The organism is Acinetobacter junii, from assembly GCF_018336855.1.
Taxonomy (GTDB): domain Bacteria; phylum Pseudomonadota; class Gammaproteobacteria; order Pseudomonadales; family Moraxellaceae; genus Acinetobacter; species Acinetobacter junii.
Window position 1 is genome coordinate 1005971 of record NZ_CP059558.1, and the last position, 13770, is coordinate 1019740.

16 protein-coding genes are annotated in these 13770 nt (G+C 37.9%); 2 read left to right on the plus strand and 14 right to left on the minus strand.

Annotated elements, in window-relative coordinates:
- Nucleotides 1-7 precede the first annotated feature (7 nt).
- On the plus strand, nucleotides 8-2464 hold the full coding sequence (locus tag H2677_RS04795) for a CSLREA domain-containing protein (RefSeq protein WP_212639259.1): 2457 nt from the start codon (nucleotides 8-10) through the stop codon (nucleotides 2462-2464).
- A 53-nt stretch (nucleotides 2465-2517) separates the two neighbouring features.
- Here H2677_RS04795 and H2677_RS04800 read toward each other — a convergent pair whose 3' ends face one another.
- The 5 genes from H2677_RS04800 to H2677_RS04820 all read right to left on the minus strand — a co-directional run bounded on the left by H2677_RS04800 (nucleotide 2518) and on the right by H2677_RS04820 (nucleotide 5787).
- A complete protein-coding gene (locus H2677_RS04800; RefSeq protein ID WP_130575347.1) occupies nucleotides 2518-2907 on the minus strand; it encodes a DUF3106 domain-containing protein in 390 nt (129 codons plus the stop codon).
- The gene (locus H2677_RS04805; protein ID WP_004913595.1) at nucleotides 2897-3220 is read right to left on the minus strand and encodes a hypothetical protein; all 324 of its coding nucleotides are present in this window, start codon (nucleotides 3218-3220) and stop codon (nucleotides 2897-2899) included. The genes H2677_RS04800 and H2677_RS04805 overlap by 11 nt, the downstream gene beginning before the upstream one ends.
- Complete coding sequence (locus H2677_RS04810; RefSeq protein WP_039047271.1) at nucleotides 3213-3824, minus strand: RNA polymerase sigma factor; 612 nt, start codon at nucleotides 3822-3824, stop codon at nucleotides 3213-3215. The genes H2677_RS04805 and H2677_RS04810 overlap by 8 nt, the downstream gene beginning before the upstream one ends.
- A 157-nt stretch (nucleotides 3825-3981) precedes the next feature.
- The gene (locus H2677_RS04815; RefSeq protein ID WP_212639260.1) at nucleotides 3982-4758 is read right to left on the minus strand and encodes a TrmH family RNA methyltransferase; all 777 of its coding nucleotides are present in this window, start codon (nucleotides 4756-4758) and stop codon (nucleotides 3982-3984) included.
- A gap of 57 nt (nucleotides 4759-4815) precedes the next feature.
- Entirely contained in the window at nucleotides 4816-5787 is a 972-nt protein-coding gene (locus tag H2677_RS04820; protein ID WP_005403007.1) for a class 1 fructose-bisphosphatase, read from the minus strand.
- A gap of 176 nt (nucleotides 5788-5963) precedes the next feature.
- Between H2677_RS04820 and H2677_RS04825 the strand changes: the two genes are divergently transcribed.
- A complete protein-coding gene (locus H2677_RS04825) occupies nucleotides 5964-6158 on the plus strand; it encodes an NF038105 family protein (protein WP_004913584.1) in 195 nt (64 codons plus the stop codon).
- Nucleotides 6159-6202: 44 nt separating this feature from the next.
- Here H2677_RS04825 and pal read toward each other — a convergent pair whose 3' ends face one another.
- The 9 genes from pal to ruvA all read right to left on the minus strand — a co-directional run bounded on the left by pal (nucleotide 6203) and on the right by ruvA (nucleotide 13768).
- Nucleotides 6203-6769 carry a peptidoglycan-associated lipoprotein Pal gene (gene pal / locus H2677_RS04830; protein ID WP_004952979.1) on the minus strand — a complete coding sequence of 189 codons (567 nt, stop codon included), beginning with the start codon at nucleotides 6767-6769 and terminating at the stop codon, nucleotides 6203-6205.
- A gap of 22 nt (nucleotides 6770-6791) precedes the next feature.
- Complete coding sequence (tolB, locus tag H2677_RS04835) at nucleotides 6792-8075, minus strand: Tol-Pal system beta propeller repeat protein TolB (protein ID WP_035338630.1); 1284 nt, start codon at nucleotides 8073-8075, stop codon at nucleotides 6792-6794.
- Nucleotides 8076-8175: 100 nt separating this feature from the next.
- Nucleotides 8176-9435 (minus strand): cell envelope integrity protein TolA, encoded by a 1260-nt coding sequence (gene tolA / locus H2677_RS04840; RefSeq protein ID WP_212639261.1) that lies wholly within the window; start codon nucleotides 9433-9435, stop codon nucleotides 8176-8178.
- A 3-nt stretch (nucleotides 9436-9438) separates the two neighbouring features.
- Nucleotides 9439-9891, minus strand: coding sequence for a protein TolR (gene tolR, locus H2677_RS04845; RefSeq protein WP_004913571.1), 453 nt, complete (start codon nucleotides 9889-9891; stop codon nucleotides 9439-9441).
- The gene (gene tolQ, locus H2677_RS04850) at nucleotides 9891-10589 is read right to left on the minus strand and encodes a protein TolQ (RefSeq protein WP_004913568.1); all 699 of its coding nucleotides are present in this window, start codon (nucleotides 10587-10589) and stop codon (nucleotides 9891-9893) included. The genes tolR and tolQ overlap by 1 nt, the downstream gene beginning before the upstream one ends.
- 24 nt (nucleotides 10590-10613) lie before the next feature.
- Nucleotides 10614-11021: a tol-pal system-associated acyl-CoA thioesterase gene (gene ybgC, locus H2677_RS04855; RefSeq protein WP_004913566.1), complete on the minus strand. Its 408-nt coding sequence runs from the start codon at nucleotides 11019-11021 to the stop codon at nucleotides 10614-10616.
- 149 nt (nucleotides 11022-11170) lie between these two features.
- Nucleotides 11171-12067 carry a hypothetical protein gene (locus tag H2677_RS04860; protein ID WP_212639262.1) on the minus strand — a complete coding sequence of 299 codons (897 nt, stop codon included), beginning with the start codon at nucleotides 12065-12067 and terminating at the stop codon, nucleotides 11171-11173.
- A 95-nt stretch (nucleotides 12068-12162) separates the two neighbouring features.
- The gene (ruvB, locus tag H2677_RS04865; protein WP_004952988.1) at nucleotides 12163-13158 is read right to left on the minus strand and encodes a Holliday junction branch migration DNA helicase RuvB; all 996 of its coding nucleotides are present in this window, start codon (nucleotides 13156-13158) and stop codon (nucleotides 12163-12165) included.
- Between the two features lie 4 nt (nucleotides 13159-13162).
- The gene (gene ruvA / locus H2677_RS04870) at nucleotides 13163-13768 is read right to left on the minus strand and encodes a Holliday junction branch migration protein RuvA (protein ID WP_212639263.1); all 606 of its coding nucleotides are present in this window, start codon (nucleotides 13766-13768) and stop codon (nucleotides 13163-13165) included.
- Between the last annotated feature and the right edge of the window lie 2 nt (nucleotides 13769-13770).

The following is a 13770-nucleotide window of genomic DNA, read 5'->3' on the forward strand; positions in this document are numbered from 1 at the left end:
GATTGAGATGAAAAATTATAAAAAAGGAATTTTAGCAACCATGATCGTTGCAACGATGCCATTATTCGCTGCGACAAGCAATGATGTTATTAAAGTTAATACGTTCGTTGACGAAGATGGTGAGAACAATAACGCATGTTCATTGCGTGAAGCTCTGAAAGCCGCTGAGATTAGGAGAAACTATGGTGGCTGTACAGTATCTGATATTTCATCTGCTACTAGAAAACAAATTCAGTTAGAAGCTGGTACTTATGTATTGAAGAAAGAACTGGCACCGAATGTTAATGTTGTGATTTATGGTGCATTACCTGTTGATTGGGAGAAGAGAAGTCTAATTACTAATCAGTATCCTGCGCAGACTGAGAATAAGACCATTATTGATGGGAATAATTCTTCGCGTATTTTTAATACAACAATTGGTTCAAAAGCCCTTACTCTGAACAATATAACTCTTAAAAATGCACGAACAAATGATCGTGGTGGTGCGATTTATGCTGGTGCTGACATTGCTTTGCAAAATGTTCGCATTTTAGCGTCACAAGCTGGTATTTCAGGTGGTGCAATTTTCCTTGCTGGGCCTACTACAGGTTTATCTATATCAAACGCAGTAATTCGGAATAATCAATCCCCAGTTGGTAGTGTATTGGGAATGAGTTGTTTTAATGATAACGTCTACTCGCAACGAAAAATTGATATATCGTCAAGCAGTATAATTCAAAATGGATCAACAAGTTCTGTAAGTATATTTGATTTCTGTGGTGAACCTACTGTCAATCTAAGCACAAATACAATTGCACAAAATATTAGTAATTCTACAAATGGTACTGTGCTGAAGTTTACAGGAGATACAAAAGCAGGCAATACGACTAATAACACATCTAGTATTTTAAGTAATGCTAGTAGCCTTGAATTAACGAGTAACACAATTGTTGAAAACCAAGCCAATACTATTTTTTTATACGATAAACTTGGTCTGAAATTATTAAGTTTTAATATTCTATCTCACAATATCAGTAGTTATGCGTGTCGCTATCTTCTTGGACCAGCATCGGAAGAAAAATTAACGCAGCTATTATTAGACTATAATGCGCTTACTTTAACGGGGTCTAATAAATGTGATTTGCCTAAAGAGGTGATACCAGATGGAAAACATACAAATTTAAATATAAGTAGTATCAATAATTTGCGAACATTATTAAGTAGTTTGCAACCTGCATCTGAAAGTACGGCATTTATGCCACTGTATTATCCAAATAATAATAAAACGACAACAGATCTAGTGGATGTGAGTGCAGCTGAAAGTGATAATTGTGGGTCAAAAGATCAGAGAGGCATTGCTCGTTTTGTTGATGGTATTCTATTTTATGATCCAAATGCACGTAATAGTTGTGATATTGGCTCAGTAGAGTTAATGAAATTAACTGCTGGTGATTTGGAGGATTTATCAAATACCTCTATCAAACAAATAATTGATGGTTACAAGGCGCAAATTGAGAGATATGAATTTCTAATCAAAAATCCAGATGATCCTCTATTGCTTACTTCTGATAAGTATAATTTAGAAAAATTTAAAAAATTAGATGAAAATCTAAATAAAAATTTACATTATCGGGCAATTTATATCGATTTAAGCCGATATCAACTACCAATACCTCAAGAGATTGTGCTGAGTGATGGTAGTCACAGAATACAATTTTTTAATAACGAGAATTATATTGTCACAACAGAAGTTCTGGGAACGGGCCAGATTAATGACTCGATTACGAATATCGATGAGGGTGATAAACCAAACATAGTCTGTGAGTGGAATAGTAATCTTGAGCAAATTATTCTTTATAGAAAGGATGATAGCATCACTCAAGCTGGTGATAAGATTTTCTGTAAATATACGATTCAATCGAGAACTGATTCTAGTATTAAATCCTCAGGTTTGATCAAAGCGGCATTCGTCAATGTGGCTCCTGAGGCTAAAAATACATCTGTGACACTAAAATATCAGCAGAATCAAACTGTTTCATTAGATTTATTAAAATTATCTAATGATTTTGGTGATACTGGTGAGGGTGGTAAAGGTCCTGATAATGAACCGAATAAGCCTCAATTCTGGAGAAATGCTGATGGGATTGAATTACCAATACGATTGTCTAATGTTCCAACTAAAAATTTAGTTGTGACTGCTGATCGCCAAGGTGCATGCCCAGAACCTGATCAAAAAGAAACATGTTACGGTGGCAATATTTATATTAAGGAATCTAATACATTCAACCCATTTAACTATTCATTCAATTATCAGGTATATGATGCTGATGGTGCTATTTCTAATACTGCTACAGTAAGTGTTATTAGCACAGCGACAACTACTGATGATACGCGTAATGCAAGTAACAATGGTGGCGGAAGTATTGGAGTGTTTTCAATATTTGGCTTAATAGGTTTATTAGCTTACCGTCGTTTTAGAAAATAAAAGAAAAAAAATAGCGCCTTAAGGCGCTATTTTTTTATATGTTAAAATAATTTTTAATGTTCTGCATATTTACTTAGATATTCTTCTCTGATTGATACGCGCTCTTCAATACTGGCATTCTGCATTCTTTTACGCAAGGTATTGCGTTCTTGAGTATTCATTTTTTGCCACACATCACGCATTTTTTGCTTTTCATCTTCAGGTAGCTGCGTAAACCACTCCATACGCTGTTGTAGTTGAGTGCTTTGGTTGGTTGGTATTTCTTTCAATGTTTGATAGCGTTTAATTAAGAGTTGCTGCTCTTCTGGTGATAGATCTTCCCACGTTTCTTCTGTCGTCGGTTTATTTGGTTTTGAAAAAACCCAAAAACGTTCTGAACTTGCAAAACTTGTTTGCAATAAGCCTAACGTACACACAACAAGTGCTAACCTTTTAGCTGCCATGTGGAACTCGATCCTCGCCAAACGCCATTAACATTTCCATATCTTCGACCATTTGTGGTGAAAGTTTTGGATTTACGATTACTTGATTTTGTGGCTTATCTGCTAAATCTATTGAGTTTGGTAAAACTACAATACCTGTAATTGCAGCGGCCAAAGCAAAACCAGTCATTTTCCAAATACTGTAGTAAGATGTCGGTTTCTTTTGGACCGTATCTAAAACATGATTCATTACCAGCATTTTATTATGATGCTGTTCTTTTGCTAGTTGGTCTAGTTTGGAAGTCACTTGTTTGGTGAACTCATCTTTATTCATCTGATGAACCTCCCGAATGTGGATTTAAATGCTCTAAAGCGATTCTGAGTCCTTGTATTGCACGGTGATAGTGGGTTTTTACACTACCTTCGCTACAATCCATGATTTGAGCTGTAGTGATCGTGTCAAATCCTTCCCATGCTCTTAACATGAATGCTTGTTGTTGACGAACAGGTAATTTATGAATTGCATCCTGAATTTCTTCCATTGTTACTTCTTGATTTAGAAATTCGAATGGATTGGGTGTTGATTCATCAACTACATCAATTAGTTCTTCGTCATCATCTATACTAATTTTTTTAAACAAAGAGAAAGGGCTTGCTCTGCGTGCTTCTTTCCGTCTCCAGTCTTGTAATTTATTGTTTAGAATGGTGTAAAACAGGGGATACCATTCATCCACTGTTTTATCTGAATATGATTTGTGCAATGAGATAAATGCTTCTTGCACTAAATCCATAGCAATTCCTTGTTGACCTTGTGTTGCACTTTCCATCATTACAAGCGCACGACCTGTAACGTCTTGCATAAAAAAGCGAAGACGTTGTTCAACAGTACCTGTATGTGTACCGCTATCGGTTTGAGCCTGTTTAGGTGCTAAATCCATAGAGATGGAAAATCCTGTCATGGATACCCACCATTATTATCAATTCATTATCTATATAACGTTGAAAATGGTGAATGCGTTGACAACTTAAGCAATTATTTTAGCAGTGTAATTGATTTTTTCCGCAAATAAAGCGCATTTAAAGTAAATTAACGTTTTATTGACGTTGGCGGACCATTTCAAAAAAGCAGATTGATCCAGCAATCGCGACATTTAGAGACTCTTGACCACCAGGTTGTGGGATGGTGACAGCTTCTGCATGCTCAAGTGCATAATCAGAGACACCTTGACCTTCATTTCCTAAGATCCAGACACAGGCCTGAGTTAAATTTTTTGAATAAAGGCTTGTTGATCGGTGCGAGCTAGTTACAAAAACAGGGATTTCAAATTTTGGAAGAATGTCGGTTAACTGAAAATTTTCAAAACAGTTAACACTAAAGTGAGCGCCCATACCTGCACGCAACACACGTGGAGACCAAAGAGAAGCTGAACCTTGGGTGCAAATGATTTGTTTTATATTCGCCGCGGCTGCTGAACGAAGCAATGTCCCGACATTTCCAGGATCTTGAACATTTTCTAATATTAAAGTATCTGCTTTGAAATCGATGGTTTGCGAGGTTTTTGGAAGATCAACAATCGCTAAGCAAGGTAGGGTAGTCCCTAATGTACTCAAATCTTTGTAAAGTACTTCACTTATAATGAAAATATGACCTTGATGTATTTCAATAATTTCTTGCAGCTCAGGATGATCCAAAGCTTGCTCAGTTGTAAATAAAGAAAAAATTTTTCTTTGTTGTTGTAACCAAGATAAACATAGATGTGTACCTTCTAGAACAGTTTGTTGATGTTTTTTTCGAGCACTATTTAACTCGATTAAACCACGCAAATGTTTGATTTTTGCATTGTCTTTTGATTCTAGAAAGATAACAGCCATAAATAAATTGTCCAAAAGAGCATCATAAGTCTATGATGCTCTGAGTTTTAAGAGAGATTAATGATAGCTAGTTACAAGTTCAACTTCATTTTTCGAACCAATGATAACAGGTACACGTTGATGTAACTCAGTTGGTTGAATATCCATGATGCGAACACGACCTGTCGTTGAAGCTCCGCCTGCTTGTTCAATTAACATGCTCATAGGATTTGCTTCATACATTAAACGTAAACGACCTGCTTTTTTAGGATCTTTTAAATCGTAAGGATATAAGAAGATACCACCGCGGCATAAAATGCGATGAATATCCCCAACCATACATGCAACCCAACGCATGTTAAAATCTTTTTCTCGTACAGATGTTTTTCCAGCTAAAAGTTCATCAATATAACGTTTTACAGGATTTTCCCAATGACGTTGATTTGATGCATTAATTGCAAACTCTTGAGTGTCTGAAGAAACCTGTACGTTCTCTGTCGTTAATAAATATGTTTGTGTATTTGGATCTAAAGTAAAGAACACAACACCAGCTCCAACTGTTAATGCCAACATGGTTGATGGTCCGTAAAGTACATAGCCTGCAGCGACTTGTTCTGTACCTGCTTGCATAAAGTCAGCAGATTGAGTTACCGTATTTTTTGCAGGTAAAATCGAGAAAATTGTACCCACACACATATTGATATCAATATTGCTTGAACCATCTAAAGGATCAAAAAGTACGAGATATTTACCGTTTTCTTGTGCTGGCGTGAAATCATCTAATTCTTCAGAAGCCAAGCCACCGACTTGTGGGTGTGACTTCAAAGCATCGATTAAATAATCATTTGAAATCACATCTAATTTCTTTTGTGTTTCACCCTGCACATTTTCATTTTCAGCACTACCTAATATTCCTGCTAGAGCGCCTTTTTGAAGTGCTTGATCAATTGTCTTACAAGTGTTTGCAATCGTTTCGATGACTTGTGCCAACTCAGGTGTCAAATTCCCATGTTGTTGTTCTAAGTATTGGGATAAGGTCTGGTTTGACATATTAAATAGCTCCAATTTAGCCGAGTCACAAGTTGATAAAAATATTTTCGCTATTCTAGATGAGAACGTCCCAAAATAAAAATTATCTTACTTTATTTATGTTGCTTTTATGATTACAAGAATCAGATTACATGCTATGTTGATTGCATACTAAACAGGAGGTTTGGAGAAAAACGATGACAACCAAAAATTTTGATGCAACTCCCACGCCAAGCGAACCGATTAGTTTAGAACAAATTTCTAAAGAAAATGTCAAAGATGCTTGGAAAGAGTACGAAGCAAAACCTGAGTATAAAGAGTTTAATAAACATGATTTGATTGAGTCGATGCAATCAGATCATGATAATCAGCAGACTTCGCGAAATGATTAAAAAATAAAAAAGCTCACTGTTAGTGAGCTTTTTTATTTGTAAGTTTATTTCAATAATGGTGGGACAGCTTCGTAGTTAATTTCAACGCGACGATTTTCTTTCCAAGCCGCTTCATCGTGTCCAGTATTGACTGGTGCTTCTTTACCATAGCTTACTGCTTCGAGTTGTTGTGGATTCACACCATTGGTAATCAAGAAACTCTCAACTGCTTTTGCACGACGCTCACCTAAAGCCATGTTGTACTCACGAGTACCACGCTCATCAGTATGGCCTGTAAGTGCAACTTTAGAGTTTGCATTTGCGACTAGGAACTGTGCATGAGCTTGAAGTGTTTGATAGTCTTCATTTGATAGGTCACTGCTGTCATAGTCGAAGTGAACAACACGTTTAGCCAAGAATGCTTTATTTGCCGCGGTAACACCTTTGGAAGACGCACCTGCAAGATTTTGTGCATTCAATGCAGCATCTTCACTCAATCCTGTTGTATTTACTGTTGTGGAACCATTTGGTGTATTGCCTGTGGTAATTTCAGCAGCAGGTTTGCGGCTTGCACATCCAGTAAATACAAGTGTTGCCGCGATTAAAGGAAGTGTAAGATATTTAATATTCATGAAGTTCTCCAATTAATAAAATTTATTTCGGTGCCCAAGCTGGTTCGCGCACTTCACCTTGCTCACTTGGTAAATTCATACGGAAACGACCATCAGTAGACATGATTGATAAAAGACCTCGACTACCTTCACGAGTTGCGTATACAACCATTTGCCCATTAGGTGAAAAGCTTGGTGATTCGTCTAAGCTCGTTGGTGTCAAAATATTGGTAATACCCGTATTGATATCTTGTAATGCAACTTTATAACTACTTCCGCTAGGACGGTGTACTAAAGCAATCTTTTTACCATCAGCACTCAGTGTGCCACGTGCGTTAAATGCACCTCTAAATGTCAAACGTTTTACAGAACCATCATCAAAACTGTAGCGATATATTTGTGGAGAACCACCACGATCTGAGGTGAAGATAAATGACTTGCCGTCAGGTGCATAGCGTGCTTCGGTATCAATTGCAGAATCATTTGTCATACGCTTAACTTGGCGCGTATTTAGATTCATTTGATAAATTTCGGGATTACCATGCATAGACGCAGTAAATAACATGGATTGCCCATCAGGAGAGAAGCTTGGTGCTCCATTGAGCCCTCTAAAACTTGCTAGAACTTCCCGTTGACCTGTTGCTAAATCTTGTAAGTAAATAGCAGGGCGTTTCGTTTCAAATGAAACATACGCAATTTTCTTTGCATCTGGTGACCATGTTGGTGACAAAATTGGATCACGTGATGACAAGACTGTTTTAGGCTGTTCACCATCAGTATCTGCAATTTGTAATGTATAGCGTTGAGCGGGTGTTGCTTGATTACGAAGTACGTATGCGATACGACCACTAAAATCACCTGCGATACCAGTTAATGCTTGGTAAATTGCATCACTGATCATATGTCCAGCTTGACGAATACGTGAACTCGGTACAGTTAAAACCTCATTCAAGAGATATTGCTGTTTTTGTACGTCATAAAGTTGATAGTGAACTTCAAATGAATTTGCATCAATAGGTTTGATTTGCCCAACAACAACATATGGAACACCAGCATTTTGCCAATCTGCCGCTTGAATTTGATTTAATGCAGCCGATGCAGGTAGATTCTTTGATGCACTTGTAAAGCGACCTGAGCGATTTAAATCATTTTCAACAATTGGATAAATTGCATTGTCATTTGTAAAAGGGATGATAGCAATTTTAGGCGCTTGTTCTGGTGCTTTTGCAATTTCTAAATGAAGCTGTGCAAATGCAGAAACAGGGATTGCTGCGCTAATTGCAGTAAATACTGCTAGAGAGATGAGGTGCTTACGAGTCTTATCCATAGTTACAATTACTTGCGTTCGTATTTTTGTGGCTGTTGAATTATTTAGCATAGTTACATGCTTTGTGCTATTAAAAGCATGTAACGTTAACTATTCATTACTATTTTGCAGTAAAACTTGAAGTAAAGCTTCTTGCTTCACGTCGCGCATCAGGATCTTCAGGCATTGGATAGGGAGCGGCTGCACGAACTGCTGCTTCGATACTAGCTTTCATGTCAGGATCAGAAGAATTGACAATTACAGACATAACTGCACCACTATCATTCAGTGTGACTCGAGCTGTAGCTTTTTGACCAGATGAGCTTAATGGAATATTCCATGCACGTTTGATTTTGTTCTCAAAATCACGCTTAGCTGTTGAGGCAATTTTTTTAGCTTCAGCTTTTTTCTGAGCAGCTTCTTGCTCGGCTTTTTTTGCAGCAGAAGCTTTTGCTTCCTCCGCATCTGCTTTAGCTTTAGCTTCTGCATCGGCTTTACGTTTAGCGTCAGTCTCCGCTTTAGCCTTTGCATCTGCTTCTGTCTTCGCTTTTGCATCAGCTTTACGTTTAGCATCTGCGTCGGCTTTAGCTTTTGCATCTGCATCGGCTTTACGTTTAGCATCAGCATTCGCTTTTGCCTTGGCTTCCGCATCAGCTTTGCGTTTAGCTTCCGCATCAGCTTTTGCCTTCGCATCAGCCTCTGCTTTGCGTTTGGCATCTACTTCAGCTTTACGTTTAGCATCAGCATTCGCTTTTGCCTTAGCTTCAGCATCAGCTTTACGTTTTGAATCTTGTTGAGCTTTTAGCTTTGCGTTCTCGGCAGCTTTTTGTTGTGCTAATTTAGCATCCTGTTCAGCTTTTTGGCGTGCTTTTGCATCAGCTTCTGCTTTTAGATCAGTCTTACGCTTAGCTTCAGCAGTTGCCTTTGCTTCTGCTTCAGATCGTTGTTTTGCTGCTAATGCTTCTGCAGCTTTTCTTTGCTGTTCTACTTGCTTCGCTTGAGCAGCTTCTTCACTCTTACGTTTTTGTTCAGCTAATTTCGCCTGCTGTGCTTGCTCTTGTTTCTCTTTCTCTGCAGCAAGTTGTTGAGGGGTAGGTGTTGGAGTTGTAACAGGAATATTTTCAGGTTGAGTATTATCAACAATTGGACTTAATATTTCTTTAGCCTGATTTTCCGAAGTTGTTTCCTGTTCAACCTCTTTAGCTAAGGGTGGTTGAAAGTCTTCAGGTTTTACTAAGACAGTCGTCAGTTTCTTAGGAGGTTCAGGCGGTTTACTTAAACCTAAAAAGAGTAAGCCTACAATAGCAATCGCATGAACTCCAAATGTGAAGCCAAGTGCGATAGCGTTTTGCTTAAATGGTGGCTCGTGAATATTTTTCATAACTTATTTTAAAGGCTCTGTCAGTAAACCCACTTGTGTTAAACCTGCTTCTTGTAGGCTTGCCATCAGTGATACAACTTCACCATAAGGGCGTGATTTTTCACCATTCACGAGAACAGTGAGTTGTTTATTATCTTGCTCGGCTTGTTGTTGTGCCTTCGCTAAAACAGTTTCAAGTTGTTCGAGCGTTAGTGGTTCACTGTCTTTGTAATCTTCATACTGTAAATAGATATTGCCATCTTTACCAATCGTCACCATCGCTGGCATATCTTTAGATTCGATTGGATGATTATTGGCTTGTGGTAAATCAACTTTTATGCCACTGGTAATCATTGGTGCAGTCACCATGAAAATGACCAATAACACTAACATTACATCAATATAAGGGACGACATTCATGTCACTTTTAAGTGGTTTTTTGATGCGCTCGAAACGTCCAGATCGCTGAATAGCCATTATGCATCTTCCTGTGTCGTTCCAATTGATTGACGTTGTAGAAGTGCAATCATTTCCTCAGCAAATAGGGCGCGGTCAGAATAGATGCTTTCGCCTTTAGCGGTAAAATGGTTAAACGCAAGTACAGCAGGAATTGCTGCAAATAAACCGATAGCAGTTGCGATTAGTGCTTCGGCAATACCTGGTGCAACCGTGGCTAATGTAACCTGATCAACTGCTGCTAAACCGATGAATGCGTTCATAATCCCCCAAACAGTTCCGAACAAACCGATATAAGGAGCAACTGAGCCGATACTAGCTAAAGAGCCAAGACCAACTTCTAAGCCGCCTTGATCTCTACTTAAACCTACACGAAGAATACGCTCTGTACCTTCAATAGTTTGTGTAGTATCAGCTTTGCGTTTCTGTAATTTTAAAAACTCACCTAAGCCCTGATAGAAAATATCTTCAAGACCACGACGCTTTGAGTTTAATTGGGCATTATTATAGAGCGTATTTAATTCGGCACCTGACCAAAACATTTTTTGAAAATGCTCGTCATCTTGTTCTGCTTTTTTGAAACCCATATGCAATTTTGCAATCAAATACCAGCTATAAATAGAAGCGAGTAATAAGATCAGCATCACCAATTGTACGACAGGGCTTGCTTGTAAAATCAGGTCAGAGATATGCAGAGAAGATTCTAAATTTGTTGCCATAAGTTAAGTGCCGAAAGTTTATTTTTAGTCCTGTGCTAATTCTTTTTGAATCAGATCACGAATTTCGTCAGGAAGTCGACGTGGCATCATGTCTTTATTCAAACATGCCAACGTAACCTCACCTGAAGCCAGCAAGATTTCACCACGATAAATATTTTGTTGCAACACAAAAGATGCGGCTTTACACGAAATAACACGTGCTGTAACGGTAATTAAATCATCCATTAATATTGGACGTACATATTTCACCTGAATTTGGTGAACAACAAAGTTGTAATCCTCTTGGTGCCAATAATGATCAACGCCAGCTGCTCTTAGCCATTCTGTTCGAGTACGCTCCATATAGCGGATATGATTGGCATGATAGACGATACCACCTGCATCTGTATCTTCAATATAAACGCGAATGTTGAATTCAAAATGATTTGCCATTTCTTTTACCTATTGGTTTCGTACTGGGAGCGATGAAGGAATGATATGTTCTCGATGAGACTAAGGAAATAGTAATAAATAACATATTCTTGATGTGCATAAAAAAGCCCTAACATGTAGGGCTTGATCGAAAAGACAATTATTTAAAGTTAATTGAGTTCATCCCATTCAACTGTTTTAGGGAATCCTGTTACTGTTATACCATCTGCATATGCACTGATTAAAGCCTTGTAATTGCTCGTGTTTGAAATCTTAATTGTATTTTTTATATTGTTAGTGTCTTCAATCATAATTTCAGCAAAATTAGGATAGAAAGCTATTTTATCTGTATCATTTTCAAATCTGACATCACTTTTGAAATTGACTGAGAAAAATTTACTTTCAGGAGTACCTTGAATATTCCCTAGTGCAGTGAGCATGAGATTATTCACATTGAGTTGATAATTATTGATCATTAGCTGTTGTGTTTTTTTAGTTTCGTCATCAAATACGCTTAGTACCATTTCTTTGATTTGATATTGAGTAGATGATCGGGTGTACTTACTGACAAAGTCACCATTGAAAGTAATAGTTGAATCACTTGGTGGAATGATTTTGAAGTTCTTTAATGAAGTTTCATAACGTGCTGAATCTGTCGATGATATAACTTTGCTATTTACGGATCCAGAGATGGTAAAAATACCTAAGCGAGTTATAGAGCTGCTGTCATCATTTATATAATCCATAAACTCACAGTCATTGAATGTAATGCTCTTGTCGCTATTTTTTGTAAATGAGCCTTTTGAACATCTAAAGTTATTACCAGCATAAATGCCATAATAAATATTTTCAGCAAACTCAGTGCCAATCAATGCAATATTGTCATTCTCTTGAGATAAACTAATGATTGGTTCATAAATTGACTCAATAGATTCTGCTTTGGTGTAGTCTATTTTTTCTTTACTTTGGGTGGATGTTCCATTACTACTACCATCACTTCCACCCCCACAAGCTGTTAGTAATATTATGCTGCTATAAAATATTGTTGTGAAAAGTTTATTTTTCATTTTAACCCTTAATAAAATAATGAAGTAAGTAGAATAATCTGTATATTATTTTAATTACTTCACTATAGAAAGCATTTTATTAAAGGAAATTGATATTATTCAGGTGGAGTCATACCAAACTGCAAATAAGCCATATTCGTTGCTATACGCCCGCGAGCAGTGCGCATAACATAACCTTGTTGGATTAAGTAAGGTTCAATAACATCCTCTAGTGTGCCGCTATCTTCAGCCATTGCGGCTGCTAATGCTTCAACACCAGTAGGTCTGCCTTCAAATCGTTCAAGCAACATACTGATATAACGGCGATCTAAAGTATCTAAACCTGCTTTATCGACATTTAGCATGTCTAGAGCACGTTGAGCCATTTCTTGAGTTACTTCTCCTGTGCCTTTCACTTGAGCGTAATCGCGTACACGGCGTAATAGTCGATTGGCGATACGTGGAGTACCTCGGGCACGTCTTGCAATTTCAGTTGAACCTTCTCTAGTAATTGGAACATCCATGAGGTTTGCTGAACGCGTTACAATATGCGTAAGATCTTCAACAGAGTAAAACTCCAGACGTTGCACAATTCCAAAACGATCACGTAGTGGGGAAGTGAGTAGACCAGCACGTGTTGTTGCTGCGACTAATGTAAATGGCGGTAAATCTAGTTTAATAGAGCGCGCTGCTGGACCCTCACCAATCATGATATCCAGTTGATAATCTTCCATCGCTGGATATAGGATTTCTTCAATCACTGGCGAAAGACGATGGATTTCATCAATGAATAAAACATCACCTTCTTCTAAGTTGGTCAGCATTGCAGCTAAATCACCAGCCCGCTCTAATACAGGACCAGACGTAGACTTTAGATTTCCACCCATTTCGCGAGCAATAATGTTGGCGAGCGTGGTTTTACCTAAACCTGGTGGTCCAAAAATTAGCGTATGATCCAGTGCTTCACCACGCCCACGAGCAGCACCAATGAAAATTTCCATTTGCTCGCGAACCACGGGCTGACCAATATAGTCAGCAAGTGATGTCGGACGAATTGCGCGATCAAAATGATCTTCAGGTTTTTCAATTCCACTAATGAGGCGATCTTGCATAATATTACTTCATCATCGATTTAAGAGCTGCGCGGATAATATCGGCAGATTCTGTATAGTCAGCCTTGACAGCTGCCACAGCTTTTTGTGCTTCAATAGGTTTATAACCAAGCGATTGTAAAGCAGCCTCAGCCTCAGCAACAGGTGAGTTTGACATGAATTGAATTTGAGAGGTGGTTGTTTGCGAAGTACTATTCGTTGACTGTGAAAGTGCTTTGAAACGGTCACGTAATTCAATCATTAAACGTTCAGCCGTTTTTTTACCAACTCCAGGCACTTTAATCAGTGTATTGATATCATCGTGTTCAATGGTGTGAATTAATAATTCAACACTTAACGTAGATAAAATCCCTAATGCCATTTTTGGTCCTACACCATTTACTTTGAGTAGGGTGCGAAAAATGATTTTTTCTTGTGCTTCACTGAAGCCATATAGTTGTTGAGCATCTTCACGAACGACTAAATGCGTCCATAACGTTACTTTTTGTCCTTTTTGTAATTGGCAAAATGTTGAAAGCGGTGTATCGATTTCATAACCAACCCCATTTACATTAAGTAATACAGTAGGGGCTTCTAAGGCAAACACTTCGCCAATTAAACATCCGATCATTG